The sequence below is a fragment of the Labrys sp. E2SS-1L genome (genome assembly GCF_057073705.1).
The window spans coordinates 1343954-1360033 of the sequence record NZ_CP172712.1; the positions used below are offsets into that span (position 1 = coordinate 1343954).

General features: G+C 63.8%; 17 protein-coding genes. 11 read left to right on the forward strand and 6 right to left on the reverse strand.

The window, feature by feature from the left end:
- Positions 1 to 106: 106 nt before the first annotated feature.
- From ACIGJE_RS06110 to ACIGJE_RS06125, 4 genes are all read right to left on the reverse strand, one after another.
- The gene (locus ACIGJE_RS06110) at positions 107 to 811 is read right to left on the reverse strand and encodes an ABC transporter ATP-binding protein (protein WP_415082580.1); all 705 of its coding nucleotides are present in this window, start codon (positions 809 to 811) and stop codon (positions 107 to 109) included.
- Complete coding sequence (locus tag ACIGJE_RS06115; RefSeq protein WP_415082582.1) at positions 808 to 1599, reverse strand: ABC transporter ATP-binding protein; 792 nt, start codon at positions 1597 to 1599, stop codon at positions 808 to 810. Before ACIGJE_RS06115 ends, ACIGJE_RS06110 begins: the two co-directional genes overlap by 4 nt.
- Positions 1596 to 3455: an ABC transporter permease gene (locus ACIGJE_RS06120; RefSeq protein WP_415082584.1), complete on the reverse strand. Its 1860-nt coding sequence runs from the start codon at positions 3453 to 3455 to the stop codon at positions 1596 to 1598. The genes ACIGJE_RS06115 and ACIGJE_RS06120 overlap by 4 nt, the downstream gene beginning before the upstream one ends.
- Positions 3456 to 3751: 296 nt before the next feature.
- Entirely contained in the window at positions 3752 to 4957 is a 1206-nt protein-coding gene (locus ACIGJE_RS06125) for an ABC transporter substrate-binding protein (protein ID WP_415082586.1), read from the reverse strand.
- A 253-nt stretch (positions 4958 to 5210) separates the two neighbouring features.
- On the opposite strand from ACIGJE_RS06125, the gene ACIGJE_RS06130 reads away from it, so the two are divergent.
- Positions 5211 to 6401 (forward strand): hypothetical protein, encoded by a 1191-nt coding sequence (locus tag ACIGJE_RS06130; RefSeq protein WP_415082588.1) that lies wholly within the window; start codon positions 5211 to 5213, stop codon positions 6399 to 6401.
- On the opposite strand, the gene ACIGJE_RS06135 is transcribed toward ACIGJE_RS06130, so the two are convergent.
- Both ACIGJE_RS06135 and ACIGJE_RS06140 read right to left on the reverse strand, forming a co-directional pair.
- Entirely contained in the window at positions 6398 to 7201 is an 804-nt protein-coding gene (locus ACIGJE_RS06135; protein WP_245314995.1) for a helix-turn-helix domain-containing protein, read from the reverse strand. The genes ACIGJE_RS06130 and ACIGJE_RS06135 overlap by 4 nt on opposite strands.
- 11 nt (positions 7202 to 7212) lie before the next feature.
- Positions 7213 to 7740: a hypothetical protein gene (locus tag ACIGJE_RS06140; RefSeq protein WP_415082591.1), complete on the reverse strand. Its 528-nt coding sequence runs from the start codon at positions 7738 to 7740 to the stop codon at positions 7213 to 7215.
- 179 nt (positions 7741 to 7919) lie between these two features.
- On the opposite strand from ACIGJE_RS06140, the gene ACIGJE_RS06145 reads away from it, so the two are divergent.
- From ACIGJE_RS06145 to glnT, 10 genes are all read left to right on the forward strand, one after another.
- Positions 7920 to 8213, forward strand: a complete 294-nt coding sequence (locus tag ACIGJE_RS06145) for a hypothetical protein (protein ID WP_068296585.1) — start codon at positions 7920 to 7922, stop codon at positions 8211 to 8213.
- A gap of 9 nt (positions 8214 to 8222) precedes the next feature.
- The gene (locus ACIGJE_RS06150; protein WP_068296588.1) at positions 8223 to 8621 is read left to right on the forward strand and encodes a hypothetical protein; all 399 of its coding nucleotides are present in this window, start codon (positions 8223 to 8225) and stop codon (positions 8619 to 8621) included.
- Positions 8622 to 8631: 10 nt separating this feature from the next.
- Complete coding sequence (locus ACIGJE_RS06155) at positions 8632 to 8814, forward strand: hypothetical protein (RefSeq protein ID WP_068296597.1); 183 nt, start codon at positions 8632 to 8634, stop codon at positions 8812 to 8814.
- Complete coding sequence (locus tag ACIGJE_RS06160) at positions 8811 to 10232, forward strand: APC family permease (RefSeq protein ID WP_311937869.1); 1422 nt, start codon at positions 8811 to 8813, stop codon at positions 10230 to 10232. The genes ACIGJE_RS06155 and ACIGJE_RS06160 overlap by 4 nt, the downstream gene beginning before the upstream one ends.
- Before the next feature lie 21 nt (positions 10233 to 10253).
- Entirely contained in the window at positions 10254 to 10955 is a 702-nt protein-coding gene (locus ACIGJE_RS06165) for a hypothetical protein (RefSeq protein ID WP_394312556.1), read from the forward strand.
- 95 nt (positions 10956 to 11050) lie between these two features.
- Positions 11051 to 11332, forward strand: coding sequence for a hypothetical protein (locus ACIGJE_RS06170; protein WP_156771760.1), 282 nt, complete (start codon positions 11051 to 11053; stop codon positions 11330 to 11332).
- Positions 11333 to 11478: 146 nt separating this feature from the next.
- The gene (locus ACIGJE_RS06175; protein WP_311937872.1) at positions 11479 to 12375 is read left to right on the forward strand and encodes a class II glutamine amidotransferase; all 897 of its coding nucleotides are present in this window, start codon (positions 11479 to 11481) and stop codon (positions 12373 to 12375) included.
- 33 nt (positions 12376 to 12408) lie between these two features.
- Entirely contained in the window at positions 12409 to 13107 is a 699-nt protein-coding gene (locus ACIGJE_RS06180; RefSeq protein ID WP_311937874.1) for a GXGXG domain-containing protein, read from the forward strand.
- A gap of 89 nt (positions 13108 to 13196) precedes the next feature.
- Positions 13197 to 14522: an FMN-binding glutamate synthase family protein gene (locus ACIGJE_RS06185; protein ID WP_068296611.1), complete on the forward strand. Its 1326-nt coding sequence runs from the start codon at positions 13197 to 13199 to the stop codon at positions 14520 to 14522.
- 221 nt (positions 14523 to 14743) lie between these two features.
- Entirely contained in the window at positions 14744 to 16051 is a 1308-nt protein-coding gene (gene glnT, locus ACIGJE_RS06190) for a type III glutamate--ammonia ligase (protein ID WP_068296614.1), read from the forward strand.
- The last annotated feature ends 29 nt before the right edge of the window (positions 16052 to 16080 follow it).

Below are 16080 nucleotides of genomic sequence, written 5' to 3' on the forward strand. Positions count from 1 at the left end.
GGCTGCCGGCAGCCCATGCCGATCCAGATCGCGGCAATCGGCGTTTTATTCCCGAAGACAAAGATTTTTTTGAAGAAGAGCTTTGCGTGCTGCCGGCTTGGGCCGGCTACAATGCCAGATATTCCGTCTGCACGGCGCTGTCGGCTTCCAAGGCGGCCATGGTGCCGGAATAGCGGATCATGCCGCTCTCGATGACGTAGGCGCGGTCGGCGATCAGGCGGGCAAAATGCAGGTTCTGCTCGGAGAGCAGGATCGACAGCCCTTCCTGCTTGAGGCGCAGGATGGCGCGGGCCATGTCCTCGACGATCTTGGGTGCGAGGCCCTCGGAAGGCTCGTCCAGCAGCACGATGGCGGGATTGCCCATCAAGGTGCGGGCGATGGTGAGCATCTGCTGCTCGCCGCCGCTCATCCGCCCGCCGAGCCGGCCCGGCATGGCAGCGAGATTGGGGAAGAGCTCGTAGAGCCGTTCCGGCGTCCAGGGCTTCAGGTTCTGGCGTGGGGGGCGGCGGCCGACTTCCAGGTTCTCCCTGACCGTCAGGTCGGTGAAGACGCGGCGATCCTCGGGCACATAGCCGATGCCGCGGCGGGCGATCTCATAGACGGGCAGGCGGATGATGTCGGCACCGTCGAGGCGGATGGCGCCGCGCCGGTCGGCGACCAGCCCGATGATCGAGCGGAAGGTGGTGGATTTGCCGGCGCCGTTGCGGCCGAGCAGGGCGACGACCTCGCCCGGCCCGATCTCGAGGCAGACCTGGTGCAGGATGTGGGCTGGGCCGTAGAAACTGTCGAGGTCGGCGATTTCCAGCTTCATCGGGCAGGCTCCTGATGCGCGTGGATTGCGGCGGACGCGAAGACCGTGCCGTCGCCGAGATAGACGGCGCGCACCTGCGGGTCGTTGCGCACGGTGTCGGCATCGCCGGCGGCGATCAGGCGGCCGCGATCGAGCACGAGGAGCCTGTCGGCATGCTCGAACACCACGTCCATGTCATGCTCGGTGAACAGGATGCCGATGCCGCGCTGGCGGGCGATGCCGGCCGCCAGGGCCATCATGGCGATGCGCGCGCCCGGCGCCATCCCGGCGGTCGGCTCGTCCATCAAGAGGAGGCGTGGCTCATTGGAGAGTGCCACCGCCAGTTCCAGCCGCTTGAGATCGCCATAGGCGAGCTCGCCGCAGGGATGGTCGGCCAGGGCGCCGATGCCGACGAGGTCGAGCAGGGCCTGGGCTTCTGTCCGCTTGTAGCGGTCGAGGCGGGCAAAGCGGCGCCAGATGATGTCGTTATGGCTTGCCAGGGCGACCTGGAGGTTCTCGATCACCCGCATCGAGGCGAAGGTGGCGGTGATCTGGAAGGTGCGCCCGACGCCGAGGCGGCAGATCGCGGCGGGCCGCATGCCTGCCGTCTCGCGGCCGAACAGGCGGATGGAGCCGCGATCGGGCTTGATCTGGCCGTGGATCATGTTGAAGCAGGTGCTCTTGCCGGCGCCGTTGGGGCCGATCAGCGCCACCATCTCGCCGGCTGCGACGGTGAGCGAAACGTCCTTCACCGCCTCGACGCCGCCATAGGTCTTGGCGAGCCCCTGGACCTCCAGCAGCACCGTCATGGCCGGTTCTCCTTGGTCCGTGAGAGATTTCGAGACGGCAGGAGATCGCGCAGGCCCGCCAGTCCGCGCGGCAGCACCACCACGACTGCGATGATGAACAGGCCGATGGCAAGCTTGGAATAATCGGTCGCGCTCATCAGCCAGATCGACAGGGTCTTGAACACGCCGGCGCCGAGCACGGCGCCGGAGACACTGCCCATGCCGCCAAGCAGCACCATCACCAGCCCGTCCACCGAGGTCGTGACGCCGAAGGCATCGGGAAACACGCTGCCCTTGAGGAAGGCGAACAGAGCGCCGGAAACGCCGGCCAGCAGGCCCGCCAGCACGAAAGCGGCCCATTGCACCGGTGCCTTGGCGATGCCGACCGCCTCGGCACGCAGGTCGGAATCGCGCACGGCCCGCAGCATGAAGCCGAAGGGGGCGAAGGTGGCGAGCCTGAGCAGGCCGACCCCCAGCATGGCCAGAACCAAGGTCAACTCGTAGAAGGCCCAGGGCTGGGCAGCCCATTTCGCCGGCCATACGCTCAAGATGCCATTGTCGCCGCCGGTGAAGTCGACCCATTGCGAGGCGATCGACCAGCAGATCTGCGCGAAGGCGAGGCTGAGCATGGCGAGATACACGCCCGAAAGCCGAACGGCAAAGCCGGCGAACAGCACGGCTCCTGCCAGCGCGAGCAGGGGCGCGGCCAGCAGCACGGCTTCCATTGGCCAGCCCAGCATCGTCGTCAGCAGAGCGGCGCCATAGCTGCCCAGGCCGAAAAAGGCGGCATGGCCGAAGGAGACGAGGCCGCCGACCGAAACCAGGAACTGCAGGCTGGCCGCAAAGAGCACGAAGATCAGGATCTCGCTGCCCACCGACAGCACATAGGGGCTGGCGCCGAGCGGAAGCAATGCGGCAAGGGCGATGGCTGCGGTTATGAGCAGCCGTCCGGACGTTCGCATGGGCTGCCAGGGCTGTGTCGTGAGGCCCAGGGCCGGGCGCTGCGGGCTCGTCGGCTTGCCGAACAGGCCCCAGGGCCTGACCACCAGCACCACCGCCATCACCAGGAAGATCAGCACGATGGAAATCTTGGGAAAGGCGAGGATGCCGAAGGCGTTGAGCTCGGAGATCAGGATGGCGGCGACGAGCGCGCCCACGATGGAGCCGAGCCCGCCGGTGACCACGATGATGAAGGCCTCGACGATGATGGCGAGGTCCATCTGGTGGGTGACGGCGTCGCGCGGGATCTGCAGGGCCCCGCCGAGCGCGGCGAGGCCGACGCCCAGCATGAACACGCCGGTGAACAGCCATTTCTGGTTGACGCCGAGGGCGGCGACCATGTCGCGGTCCTGCGTGGCGGCCCGCACCAGGATGCCCCAGCGGGTGCGGTTGAGCAGCAGCCAGATCAGGCCGAGCACCAAAGGCGACATGGCGATGAGGAAGAGGTCATAGGCGGGGATCGCCTTGCCGGCGATCTCGACCGCGCCCTTCAAGCCCGGCGCGCGTGGCCCCAGCAGGTCGTCGGCGCCGAAGACGATCACCACGAGGTCCTGTACCACCAGGGTGACGCCGAAGGTGGCGAGCAGTTGGAACAGTTCCGGCGCCCGATAGATCCGTCGAAGCAGCGTCATCTCCAGCAGGCCGCCCATGACCGCCACGATCGCCACGGCGGCCGGCAGAGCCAGCCAGAAGCCGAGCGGACCGGACCAGGCATTGGCAAGCGTGCAGGCGACATAGGCGCCCAGCATGTAGAAGGCGCCATGGGCGAAATTGACGATGCGGGTCACGCCGAAGATCAGCGACAGGCCCGATGCGACCAGGAACAGGGAGGCAGCCCCGGCAAGGCCGCTCAGGAATTGGGCGATGATGGTTCCCACGAAGACCTCAAATTGGGGAGCGTCGGAGATCAGGTGGCTTGTCTGATCGGTGGTGCAGCCCCTCACCCCTACCCTATCCCCGTAAGGACGGGGCGAGGGGGGCGCAGGCGTTGCGATTGATCCTTTGATCGCTCCTCGCGCCCAATGGTCGGGCGAGATTGGATGCTTTCAGTTCGAGACGCCCGGTCGGAGTCCCCCTCGCCCCGCCACTTGCGGGGAGAGGGTAGGGGGAGGGGCCCCGCGGCGTTCTGGGCTTCTTGGGCGCTTGTTCCGCCCTTCCCGGCCTGGCCTGCCCTTCACGGCGCCGGCCGCATGCCCTTTACCGTGGCGTCATCCGGCAGATAGTCCTTGCCGTCGCGATAGACGAAATCGGTCATCACGCCATTGCCGTCCGCGACCCCCGTCTTGCCGACGAAGGCGCCCATGGTGGATTGATGGTCGATGGCGCGGAAGCTGATCGGCCCGAAAGGGGTGTCCAGCGGCAGGCCCTCGGCCGCCTTGATCAGCGCGGCGGTATCCGTCGAACCGGCCTTGGCGAGGATCGCGGCGGCAGCCTTCATGGTGACGTAGCCGACGATCGAACCAAGACGCGGATAATCGTTGTACTTGGCCTGGTAGGCCTTGAGAAAGGCCTCGTGCGCCGGGGTCTTCACCGCATTCCAGGGATAGCCGGTGACGATCCAGCCTGTCGGCGCCTCATCCTTCAGGGGGGCGAGATATTCGGGCTCGCCGGTGAGGAAACTCACCACGGCGCGGTCCTTGAACAGGCCGCGGGTCGAGCCCTCGCGCACGAATTTTACGAGATCGCCGCCGAAGGTGACGTTGAGGATGGCGTCAGGCTTGGTGGCGATGAGGGCTTCCACCACCGGGCCGGCATCGATCTTGCCTTGGGTCGGCCACTGCTCGCCCACCCATTTCACGTCGGGGCGCTTGGCGCTGAGGATCTGCTTGAACACGGCGACGGCCGACTGGCCGTACTCGTAATTGGGCGCCACCGTGGCCCAGTTCTTCGCCGGCAGCTTGGCGGCTTCTTCCGCCAGCATCGCCGCCTGCATGTAGTTGGAGGGGCGCAGGCGGAAGGTCTGGGCATTGCCCTTCGACCAGGTGATGGCGTCCGTCAGCGGCTCGGCTGCCAGGAACATCACGTCCTTCTGCTTGGCGAAGTCGGAGACGGCCAGACCGACATTGGAGAAGAAGGTGCCCATCAGCATGACCGCGCCATCGCTCGAAGTGAGCTCGTTGGCAGCGGTGATGGCGCTGGCCGGCTTGCCGCCATCATCCTTGGAGATCACCTCGATCGGCTTGCCGTTGACGCCGCCGGCGGCGTTGATTTCCTCCAGCGCGAGCTGCCAGCCCTTGCGGTAGGGCTCGGTGAAGGCGGGAAGGCCGGAATAGGAATTGATCTCGCCGATCTTGATGCTGTCGGCCGCAAGGGAAGGAAGGGCCGTGAACAAGGTTACGGCGACGGTGCCCGCGAGGGCCAGTCGAGACAAGATCCGCATTCAGGGTCTCCGCTCTGGATGTTGGAGGCTTTATGATTCTTGGACTGTGTCGGCTCGCGTCCTCCCGGTCCAGCCTCATGGCTGCTGGGAGAGGGCGCAAACCGCCGCAGGCAGGCTGAAACGGCGGAAAATCGTTCGTATGCAAACGAGTTTCCGCCGAGGACAGCGGCGCTGTCAAGCGTCCTTCTCATGGGAGTTGAGCTCGACGGGAAAAAGGGCAAGGCTGATCCCAGCTATTACAGGGAGAACCTGAATGGATCGGCGGCGATTGGCACCTCAAATGTCCGGGAGTTCAATAGCGACATTCGCCGTGGTCTTCTTGGTCTACGCTCTGGGAGCCTGGATCCCTTTGCCAGGTCTCGATGCTGAAAAACTGGCCTCCATGACGTCATTTTCACTCGATCCCTCAATGGCCAGATTCTCCATTTTTTCTCTCGGCCTTGTGCCGCTGTTCACGGTTTTGGCTCACGCCGAAATCGCCAAGCTGTTATTTCCACGGCTGGCGCGATGGCAGGAGGCCTCCTGCCGCAATGCAAGTCGATGGAACGACGTCCTGCGTATTTCAACGCTCGTTCTGACCGCGATGCAGGGATACGGCATTATGGTTGGCCTGCGGGCCGTGGGGGTGGTCGACGATACCGACGCAATCGCGGTTCCGGTGGGCCTTGCAACCTTCGTCGGCAGCACGGCCTTGCTGATTTGGTTGGTCGATCGTCTCCGATTGCCGGGGCTGGGCAACGGCTTCTGGTTCCTTTGGTTGGCGCCCCTTGTTGGGGCACTTCCGGCAACGTTTCTTCAGCAGGTCGACCTTATCCGAACCGGAGGAATGGCACCCTCCATGATGCTGTTCGGTCTGGTCTATGCCTTGGTGGCAGCCCTGTTGGCCGTTACAGCAACGTTGATCGTGATCCAAGCGCCTAAGACGGATGAAGCGTCCCAAGCCAGGCAAAAGAATCGAGCGGAAACGCAAAGGATACTGGCAGCGGTGATCTGGCCGCCGTTTCTCGCCAGCATAGCCGCCGGATATTTGATCCTCCTCTACCCGCTGGTCTGGCCGGCGCAGGGAGGAGATTTGTCAGGAGCGATCGCCGTCAGTCATATCGTCGCGACGGCTCTGCTCCTTCCTTTGTTCAGCTACTTCTATGCGCGCCAGCGCACGGACATCCATGGTGCTGTCTCCGATGCGCGTGATGATGAAAGCACAAGGCTGCTCTTTCGTTACGGCCTGGCGGGGCTTCTCCAATCCGCACTTTGCGCCGGCATCGGGCTCCTTGTCTGGATATATCCTGTTTTCGGCTCTTGGAGTGGCGCACAATTGATCGCAGTCGTGGCCGTGACGATGTCGCTTGCGTCCTGTTGGAGATCCGGATCGGGATCGCCGCCACCGGGGGCTGTCGTGCCGGTCGCACTGCGCACCACTGGCTCGGCGCCCAGCGCCGGTTAGACCTCATCCTTCGCGTAGGAGATGATCGACAGGAAGCGGATCGGCAATTGCCGCATCTCGTCGGGGCCGTGCGGGGCATCGGCGTCGAAGAACAGGCTGTCGCCGGGCGTGAGGTGGTAGAGCTTGTCGGCGTGGCGGTAGACCACCTCGCCCTCCAGCATGTAGATGAATTCGAGGCCCGAATGCTGGAACAGCGGGAAGACGTCCGATTCTTCCGTCAGCGTGATGACATAGGGTTCGACCACCACGCGGCCGGTATTGCCGGCATTGTGGCCGAGCAGGCGATATTGATGGCCGGCGCGCGTGCCGCGCCGCTCGATCAGGAGGCCTTCGCCGGCCTTGACGAACACCGCCTCGCGCCGTTCCTCGAAGCGCCGGAAGAAGGCGGTCACCGGCACGCCGAGGGCGCGCGACAGGGTCTGCAGCGTGGTGAGCGAGGGCGAGGTCACGCCATTCTCGATCTTGGAGAGCATGCCGAGCGACAGGCCCGTCGCGGCGGCTAGGTCGGCGACGGTGATGCCGAGCTTGTTGCGGAAGGAGCGAACCTCGCGTCCGATCGCCACTTCCAGAATATTGTCGCGGGCGCCGCCGAGCGCATGCGGGTCCTGGCCCGGAAAGGCGGAGGCGGGCGGCAGTTCGCGGGTGGGAAAGGCATCCGAGAACAGGCCTTCGCCATCGTCCGGATCGATTGGATCGGCATAACGGGGGCCCAATGTCGGGGCAATGACCGTCTGGCCTCCACGCCCGGCGGTGGGCGTCGGCACTGTCCTGACAGCCGGTGTAACCACCCGCTTCGTCATGCTCGTTCCTTTCACGTCCCTGCAGAGAGCATGGCGCGTTCGGCGCTTCCTCCCCGCTCATTCCCATTTGCCTCGCAGCCGGACGTTCTGAATTCCAAGACCGCGGCCGGCTTCAGAAAAAACACGCTCTCTCGTAACGAGAGGAGAGTCGTTCCCGCTCGTATGAAGGCAACCCTGTTGCGGCTGCCCAGCAGTGCGACAGCCAACTCCTCGGCTGCATTGGGCTGACGCTTGAAAAAATATCGTGCGACCCACCGAGCGACAAGCTGGATGCCGCCCGTTATCCCGCCAATATGGCGACCACAGGCCGGGATTCCAGACAAGAAGCTGCGATTTTTGAAGGGAGAGGCGATCGAAGGGCATTTTTCGCCCGGCAGCGCCGCGTCCCCGGCCAGCCGCGCAGGATCGATGGGCGAATCGCCGCCCGCCTTCCGGCATCGTCTGCGCACGCGCAAACTGCAGTGGACCCTCATGCCCGCCTCCTGCTCCCGGTGATCTTGCTGCGGGTCTTCCTGAAGTGCAAGAAATTTTCCGAGCATTAAACGTTCAGAAAAATGGCGTGAATCTGCCAAAGAATGTCGCGAATGCGAAGTTTCTTGTCAGACAAGCGCTTGACAGGGGCCGCGCAACGGGCGCAGACTTTCCTGGCATAAAAACAAATTGCCTCTCAGTAACAAAAGCGAACCCGCCAGAGGCGATATTCGGGGAGGAAATATCAATGACACCGGGATCGGAAGATCCGCGGATCGAGGTGATGTATCGCCGCGACCGCGCCTGGGCTTTCGGCGCCATCGGCGCCCTCTGGCTCATCCTGCTTTTCGTCTTCTTCAAGATAGCGCCCGACAGCGGCTCGACGGGCATCACCATTGCCCTGCTCATCGCCGGGGGCCTGGTGCTGCTGTTCAACACGGCCGCGATCATCGCGCTGCTGCGCCACTATCACGAGGACAAGCTGCATCTCTACGGGCTCGACCTCCACTACATCGATGAAATGAAGAAGAGCAAGCGGTGAGGAGCTGACATGGCCAAGACACCTTCAGGCAAGACACCCTATCAGCCGCCCGAACAATCGGCGCTCGGCCAGGTCATCGATTCCATCGTGCTACTCGCCTTAGTGATCGCCAGCCTGTTCGCGCCCATCGCCCTTGGGCTTGCCGGGGGGGGCAAGGTGGATCTGACCTTTTCGGACAAGAGCTGGGCCGGCATGGGACAATCGTCGTTCGCCCAGTCGCTGTGGGAAAAGCTCGGCTATACCGCCGAAACGGCAGCGCCGATCATCGCCTCGCGCTTCGATTATTCCTTCTCGCTGCTGGCCTTCCTGCTCACTGCGGCGATCATCGTGATCTATTTCGGCTTCCTGATCTACTTCTCGGAAAAGGAATACCGGGATGTGATCGCCGAACGCTTCGGCGACAAGTGAGGGCGCTGCCGTGAATACGTTCCATCTTCTCGAATATGCGGCCTGGGCGATCTCGATCCTGATCGGCGCCTGGATGCTCTACGACCTGATCAAGACCAACGCGACCTATTCGGAGGACATGCTGATGTCCTCCCGCGAAGGCGAAATCGAAGATGAGCTGATCATCGACCCAACGCATAGAGGTGCAAAATGAGTGAGATCACCTCCAATGCGGGGGCTTCGGCGCATGTCCAGCAGACCGTCATCCATGGCGAGAAGATCTCGCTGCTGCGCGTGCTCGGCCCCGCCCATGTCTGGGCGCTCGGGGTCGGCATCGTGCTGGTCGGCGAGTTCATGGGCTGGAACTTCGCCGTCGGCAAGGGCGGGGCGCTCGCTGCCCTGATCGCGTGCTGGACGGCGGGCCTGCTCTATACCTGCGTGGCCATGATCGATTCCGAGGTGACCTCGACCGTCGCTGCGGCCGGTGGCCAATATGCCCAGGCCAAGCACATCGTCGGCCCGTTGATGGCCTTCAATGTCGGCCTCTATCTGGTGATGGCCTACACCATGCTCGAAGCGGCCAATGCGATCACCGCCGGCTATCTGATCCAGACGGTGGGCGGCATGGCCGGTTTCGATGCGGTGCATGACAAGCCCTTCATCGTGCTCACCATCATGGGCCTGGCCCTGCTGAACTATCGCGGCGTCTATGCCACGCTCACCTTCAACCTGGTGATCACCGCCATCGCCTTCCTCGCCATCGTCTTCCTGTTCGTCGGCGCCAAGCCGTGGTCGGAGGACCTGCTCAAGCCTGCCGAATTGCTGACGGGCCTGCCCTATGGCTGGCTCGGCGTGGTTGCTTCGCTGCATTTCGGCCTGTGGTTCTATCTCGGCATCGAGGGCACCTGCCAGGCGGCCGAGGAGGTGCGTTCGCCCGCTCGCTCGCTGCCGTTCGGCACCATGCTCGGCATGATCACCCTGCTGATCGCCGCCGCCATGACCTGGTATGTCTGCGTCAGCCTGATGCCCTGGGAATATCTCGGCCAGGCCACAACGCCCTTGTTTGACGCGGCCCGCATGACCGGCTCGACCGGACTGATGGTCCTGTTGTTCGTGGGCACCATCTTCGCCACGCTGGCTTCGGCCAATGGCTGCATCAACGATGCTTCGCGTGCCTGGTTCTCGATGGGGCGTGATCGCTACATGCCGGCCTGGTTCGGCGCCGTGCATCCGAAATACCGCACGCCCTTCCGGTCGATCTTCTTCCTGGTGCCGATCGCGCTGATCTTCGCCCTGGGAGCGCCGCTCGACCAGGTGGTGACCTTCTCGATCCTGTCGGGCCTGCTCGGCTACTCCTACATGACGTTCAACGTGATGATGTTCCGCTGGAAATGGCCGGTGGGCAGCATCAAGCGCGGCTATGTGCATCCCCTGCATCCGCTGCCGGCGATCGTGCTGTTCCTGCTGTGCTCGACCGCCTATTTCGCGGTGTTCCTGGGCTATGGCACCCAGCTCATCGCCATGATGGTGTTCTATATCGTGGTCTCGATGTGGTTTGCCTTCCACCGCTACAAATATGTGCGGCGCGGCGACCAGTTCACCATGCCCTGGCCTCGACCCAGGGGATATTGAGGCGATGAGGAGGCGGCCAGCATGACCTTGTTCGCATTTCTCGCAGTCCTGGCGGCGGGCTTTGCCGGCCTGGGCTGGCTGTTGAATCGCGAGAGGTCGGCGCTTTGGCGCCGGCGGAGGGCCCTGCTGGCCGATTGCCACCCGCTGTTCGAGCGGGTGGAGCAGGCGGATGGCGTCGGGGGATTTCCCCGGTTGTCCGGTGAGATCGCCGGCCGTCGCGTCATCGTCGAATTGATGCCCGATACGATGACGCTGCGGCGCTTGCCGCAGCTTTGGCTTTCACTGACGGTCATGACGCCGCTGCCGGGGGGAGCTGCCTTCGGCGTGTTGGCGCGCCCTTCCGGCAGCGAGTTCTACGCCCGCACGCCCGATTTGCCGGCGCGTCTCGAGCCGCCCGCCAGCCTGCCCGAGGACGTGATGGTACGAGGCCGGCGGCGCGGTGCAGCCTTCCTGGCCCAGGCGGAGCGGGCGATCGCAGACCTGATGGCCGACCCTAGGGTCAAGGAAGTGCTGGTGATGCCGGCCGGCTTGAGGGTGATCTTTCAGGCCGCCGAAGGGCAGCGAGGCCAGCATCTGCTACTGCGCCAATGCGATTTCGGCGACGCAGGTTTCGATCCCGCTTTGTTCATGCGGCTTTATGACGGCCTGGAGGAGATCGCCCGCAGGCTGTCGCCCGCACCGATGCCAGCGCAGTTGGCGCAGACGCGCGGCCAGCGGGCCTAGAGGCTGTTATGAATGGACGTCTGGATTGCTTCGCCGCTCCCGCAATGGCGATTGAACCAGAATCGCAATGCATGAATCACCGTCAGGAGGGCGCCATGGCCGCAGCCATGCTCGCGAAACCCTTTCATCCCTATCTCATCCTCGCCCTCGCCGTTGCGCTTCCGGGGGTCGGCCATGTCGCTCTCGGCCGCCAGATGCGCGGGTTGGGATTTGCGTTCTTCACGCTCCTATTCGCCTTTCTGAGTTGGCATTTGTCGACACCGGAGACGTCTCCGATCGGCCGCATGGCGGGAGGCCTGTTCGTCTGGGCGCTTTCGATCCCGGATGCCTACCGGGTGGCGCGCCTGCGCTGGGAACGCTGGCGCCAGCAGGCCTGAGAGCTTCATTTTTTGGCTGTTTCCTGTGAGGAAAATCCGTTTCCAAAAAAATATTCCTCACAGGAAAAAAATGTTCAGGTGGATATTGCTGGCGCCTCAGGAAATTGCTAGCCTCCCTGAAATCAATCGCATGAGGGACCCGTGCTATGTGTGGCATTGTCGGCCTGTTTCTGAAGGATAAGAGCCTGGAGCCCCAATTGGGTACGCTCCTGTCGGGTATGCTCGCCACCATGTGCGACCGCGGCCCGGACTCGGCCGGGTTCGCGATCTATGGCGCGCCGCAAGCCGGCAAGGCCAAGATCACCGTCCAGTCGGCCGATCCAGCCAAGGATTTCGAGGGCCTCGCCGCCCTGGTCGAAAAGGCCGTGGGTGCCAAGGTCTCCATCTCGCCGAAGGACACCCACGCCGTTCTCGTCCTCGATGCCGACAAGGCCGAGGCGGCTCGCCAGGCCATCAAGGCGGAGCGCCCTTCGATCCGCATCATGGGCGCGGGTGAAGCGATCGAGATCTACAAGGAAGTGGGCTACCCCACCGAGGTCGCCAAGCGCTTCGGTCTCGCCGAGATGACGGGCAGCCATGGCATTGGCCATACCCGCATGGCGACGGAATCGGCGGTAACCACGCTCGGCGCCCATCCCTTCTCGACCGGCGCCGACGAGTGCCTCGTGCACAATGGCTCGCTGTCCAACCATAACAATCTGCGCCGCGAGCTCAAGCATGACGGCATGAGCTTCGAGACCGAGAACGACTCCGAGGTCGCGGCCGCCTATCTGACCTGGCGCATGAATCAGGGCCTCAATCTCGGCGAGGCCATGGAGAAGGGTCTCGACGATCTCGACGGCTTCTTCACCTTCGTGGTCGGCACCAAGGACGGCTTCGGGGTCGTGCGCGATCCTGTCGCGTGCAAGCCGGCCGTGCTCGCCGAGACCGATCAATATGTCGCCTTCGGGTCCGAATATCGCGCTCTGGTCAACCTGCCCGGCATCGAGGATGCCAAGGTGTGGGAGCCCGAGCCCGCCACCGTCTATTTCTGGGAGCGCTGAGGCATGGATCAACTTGCGAAGAAAGTCGCGAGCGTGAGCACGGACGTTGAAAAGATCGATCTGGCCAAGACGCCGCTGCGCGAGCTCAACCAGGCCCTGCACGCCCTCAAGGCCGGCACCAACGCCACGTCCTGGGAGGTGAGCAATCCCAAGGGCTCGCATGCCCTGGCCGTGGGTGTCGACGCGCCCGTGCGCATCGATGTCAAGGGCAGTGTCGGCTATTACTGTGCCGGCATGAACAAGGAAGCCACTGTCGTCGTGCACGGCTCCGCCGGCCCGGGCGTGGCCGAGAACATGATGTCGGGCGAAGTCCGCATCAAGGGCGATGCCAGCCAATATGCCGGCGCCACCGGCAAGGGCGGTATCCTGGTGATCGAAGGCAATGCCTCCTCGCGCTGCGGCATCTCGATGAAGGGCATCGACATCGTGGTGAAGGGCAATATCGGCCACATGTCGGCCTTCATGGCGCAGTCGGGCAATCTGGTGGTCTGCGGCGATGCCGGCGATGCCCTGGGCGACTCGATCTACGAAGCCCGTTTGTTCGTGCGCGGCAAGGTGAAGAGCCTGGGGGCCGACTGCATCGAGAAGGAGATGCGCCCCGAGCATCTGGAAATCCTCGGTGGGCTGCTGGCCAAGGCCGGCTTCACCGACGTCAAGCCCGAGGAGTTCAAGCGCTACGGCTCGGCCCGTACGCTCTACAACTTCAACATCGACAATGCGGATGCCTATTGACCTGGGATCGCGGGCTTTCGGCCTGCTCTTCCCGCTGCATCGACTGTTTCAAGAGCAGGCTATAGGCCTGCGATCCCAGGATTGACCTCATGAGCTATCACAATCCGCCGACCGTTCCGCGCAAGTCCGCGACCTTCGACGATTACACCCTGTCCGAGATCCGCCGCGCCGCCACCACCGGCATCTATGACATCCGCGGCGGCGGCGCCAAGCGCAAGGTCCCGCATTTCGACGACCTGCTCTTCCTCGGCGCCTCGATCTCGCGCTATCCGCTGGAAGGCTATCGCGAGCGCTGCGCCACCAATGTCGTGCTCGGTTCGCGCTTCGCCAAGAAGCCGATCGAACTGAAGATCCCGATCACCGTCGCCGGCATGAGCTTCGGCTCGCTGTCGGGCCGGGCCAAGGAAGCCCTCGGGCGCGGTGCCTCGCTGGCAGGCACCTCGACCACCACCGGCGACGGCGGCATGACGCCGGAAGAGCGCGGCCAGTCCAAGACCCTGGTCTACCAATATCTGCCTTCGCGCTACGGCATGAATCCGGATGATCTGCGCAAGGCCGACGCCATCGAGGTCGTGGTCGGCCAGGGCGCCAAGCCCGGCGGCGGCGGCATGCTGCTCGGCCAGAAGATCTCCGACCGCGTCGCCCAGATGCGCACGCTGCCCAAGGGCATCGACCAGCGCTCCGCCTGCCGCCATCCCGACTGGACCGGGCCGGACGATCTCGAGATCAAGATCCTGGAGCTGCGCGAAATCACCGATTGGGAAAAGCCGATCTATGTGAAGGTCGGCGGCGCCAGGCCCTATTACGACGTGGCGCTGGCGGTGAAGGCCGGTGCCGACGTGGTGGTGCTCGACGGCATGCAGGGCGGCACGGCCGCCACCCAGGAAGTCTTCATCGAGAATGTCGGTCAGCCCACCCTTGCCTGTATCCGTCCCGCCGTGCAGGCGCTGCAGGATCTCAACATGCATCGCAAGGTGCAGTTGATCGTCTCCGGCGGTATCCGCAACGGGGCCGATGTCGCCAAGGCCCTGGCGCTCGGCGCGGATGCGGTTTCCGTTGGTTCGGCCGCCCTGATCGCCCTCGGCGACAATGATCCCGCGCTTGAGGACGAATACCGCAAGCTCGGCACCACTGCCGGCGCCTATGACGATTGGCACGAGGGCAAGGACCCTGCCGGCATCACCACCCAGGATCCCGAGTTGATGGAAAGGCTCGATCCGGTCAAGGCTGGCCGTCGCCTGGCCAACTATCTCAAGGTGATGACGCTGGAGGCCCAGACCATCGCCCGTGCCTGCGGCAAGAACCACGTGCATAATCTCGAGCCGGAAGATCTGTGCGCCCTCACCATCGAGGCTGCGGCCATGGCCCGCGTACCGCTGGCCGGTACGAGCTGGATTCCCGGGCAGGGTTTCTGACATCATGAAAGGGCGCTCGCCAGCAGGCGGGCGCCCTTTGCGTACTGCCATCCCCAGGTGAAATTCGGTTCTCCGGACGTCGGATTTCGCAGTGGGCTTCAAAGAGCCGAGTAGGCCTTCCGATCCCCCGGGATAGGAAGGTATCAGGGCCGAAGCCAACGGGAATGACAGAATACCTTATAAATCAAAACGATAGACATCCCGAACCAGGAACTTTGACCATGACCCAGGATCTGGCGACGCTCGCTAGGGAAAAAGGCATTCGCTATTTTATGATTTCCTATACGGACCTGTTCGGCGCCCAGCGTGCCAAGCTGGTTCCGGCAGCAGCGATCGCCGACATGCAGAAGGACGGTGCCGGTTTCGCCGGCTTTGCCACCTTTCTGGACCTGACACCGGCCCATCCCGATCTTTTCGGCCTGCCCGATCCCAGCGCGGTGATCCAGCTGCCCTGGAAGAAGGAGGTTGCCTGGGTCCCCGCCGATTGCGTCATGGAAGACAAGCATGTCGGCCAGGCGCCGCGCGTGGTGCTCAAGAACGTCATGGCCAATGCGGCCAAGGAAGGGCTCTATGTGAAGACCGGCGTCGAGGCCGAGTTCTTCCTGATCGATGCCGACGGCACCGCCATCTCCGATGCCATGGATTGCGCCGCCAAGCCCTGCTACGACCAGCAGGCGCTGATGCGCCGCTATGATGTCATCGCCGAGATCTGCGACTACATGCTGGAACTGGGCTGGGGCCCCTACCAGAACGACCACGAGGACGCCAACGGCCAGTTCGAGATGAACTGGAACTTCGACGACTGCCTCATCACGGCCGATCGGCACTCCTTCTTCAAGTTCATGGTGCGCTCGGTCGCCGAGAAGCACGGCCTGCGCGCCACCTTCATGCCCAAGCCCTTCATGGGGCTGACCGGCTCGGGCTGCCATGCCCATATCTCGGTGTGGGACGAGACCGGCAAGGTCAACATGTTCTACGACAACAAGGACGAGATGGGCCTGTCGCGGCAGGGCTATCACTTCCTCGGCGGCATCATGAAGCATGCCGAAAGCCTGTCGGCGATCACCAATCCGACGGTGAATTCCTACAAGCGCATCAACGCCCCCCGCACCATCTCGGGCGCGACCTGGGCCCCGAATTCGGTGACCTGGACCGGCAACAACCGCACCCACATGGTGCGCGTGCCCGGCAAGGGCCGCTTCGAGCTGCGCCTGCCCGACGGCGCCGCCAATCCCTATCTGATGCAGGCCGTGATCGTCGCCGCCGGCCTCGACGGCATCCATTCCAAGGCCGATCCCGGCAAGCGCTACGACATCGACATGTATCAGATGGGCCATACTGTGACGGACGCGCCCAAGCTGCCGCTGAACCTGCTCGATGCTCTGCGCAATTTCGACGCGGACGAGTCACTGAAGGCCGCTTTGGGCAATGACTTTTCGGCTGCCTATCTCAAGCTCAAGCGTCAGGAATGGAACAGCTACGCCAGCCATCTGACCCAGTGGGAACGTGACCACACGCTCGACATCTGATCCCTGCGGACAGGCCAGAAAGATCAAGG

Coding starts and splice junctions, on each gene's coding strand:
- ACIGJE_RS06110 (WP_415082580.1), bottom strand. CDS start 811: ATGAAGCTGGAAATCGCCGACCTCGACAGTTTCTACGGCCCAGCCCAC.
- ACIGJE_RS06115 (WP_415082582.1), bottom strand. CDS start 1,599: ATGACGGTGCTGCTGGAGGTCCAGGGGCTCGCCAAGACCTATGGCGGC.
- ACIGJE_RS06125 (WP_415082586.1), bottom strand. CDS start 4,957: ATGCGGATCTTGTCTCGACTGGCCCTCGCGGGCACCGTCGCCGTAACC.
- ACIGJE_RS06130 (WP_415082588.1), top strand. CDS start 5,211: ATGGATCGGCGGCGATTGGCACCTCAAATGTCCGGGAGTTCAATAGCG.
- ACIGJE_RS06135 (WP_245314995.1), bottom strand. CDS start 7,201: ATGACGAAGCGGGTGGTTACACCGGCTGTCAGGACAGTGCCGACGCCC.
- ACIGJE_RS06140 (WP_415082591.1), bottom strand. CDS start 7,740: ATGCTCGGAAAATTTCTTGCACTTCAGGAAGACCCGCAGCAAGATCAC.
- ACIGJE_RS06145 (WP_068296585.1), top strand. CDS start 7,920: ATGACACCGGGATCGGAAGATCCGCGGATCGAGGTGATGTATCGCCGC.
- ACIGJE_RS06150 (WP_068296588.1), top strand. CDS start 8,223: ATGGCCAAGACACCTTCAGGCAAGACACCCTATCAGCCGCCCGAACAA.
- ACIGJE_RS06160 (WP_311937869.1), top strand. CDS start 8,811: ATGAGTGAGATCACCTCCAATGCGGGGGCTTCGGCGCATGTCCAGCAG.
- ACIGJE_RS06165 (WP_394312556.1), top strand. CDS start 10,254: ATGACCTTGTTCGCATTTCTCGCAGTCCTGGCGGCGGGCTTTGCCGGC.
- ACIGJE_RS06170 (WP_156771760.1), top strand. CDS start 11,051: ATGGCCGCAGCCATGCTCGCGAAACCCTTTCATCCCTATCTCATCCTC.
- ACIGJE_RS06175 (WP_311937872.1), top strand. CDS start 11,479: ATGTGTGGCATTGTCGGCCTGTTTCTGAAGGATAAGAGCCTGGAGCCC.
- ACIGJE_RS06185 (WP_068296611.1), top strand. CDS start 13,197: ATGAGCTATCACAATCCGCCGACCGTTCCGCGCAAGTCCGCGACCTTC.
- glnT (WP_068296614.1), top strand. CDS start 14,744: ATGACCCAGGATCTGGCGACGCTCGCTAGGGAAAAAGGCATTCGCTAT.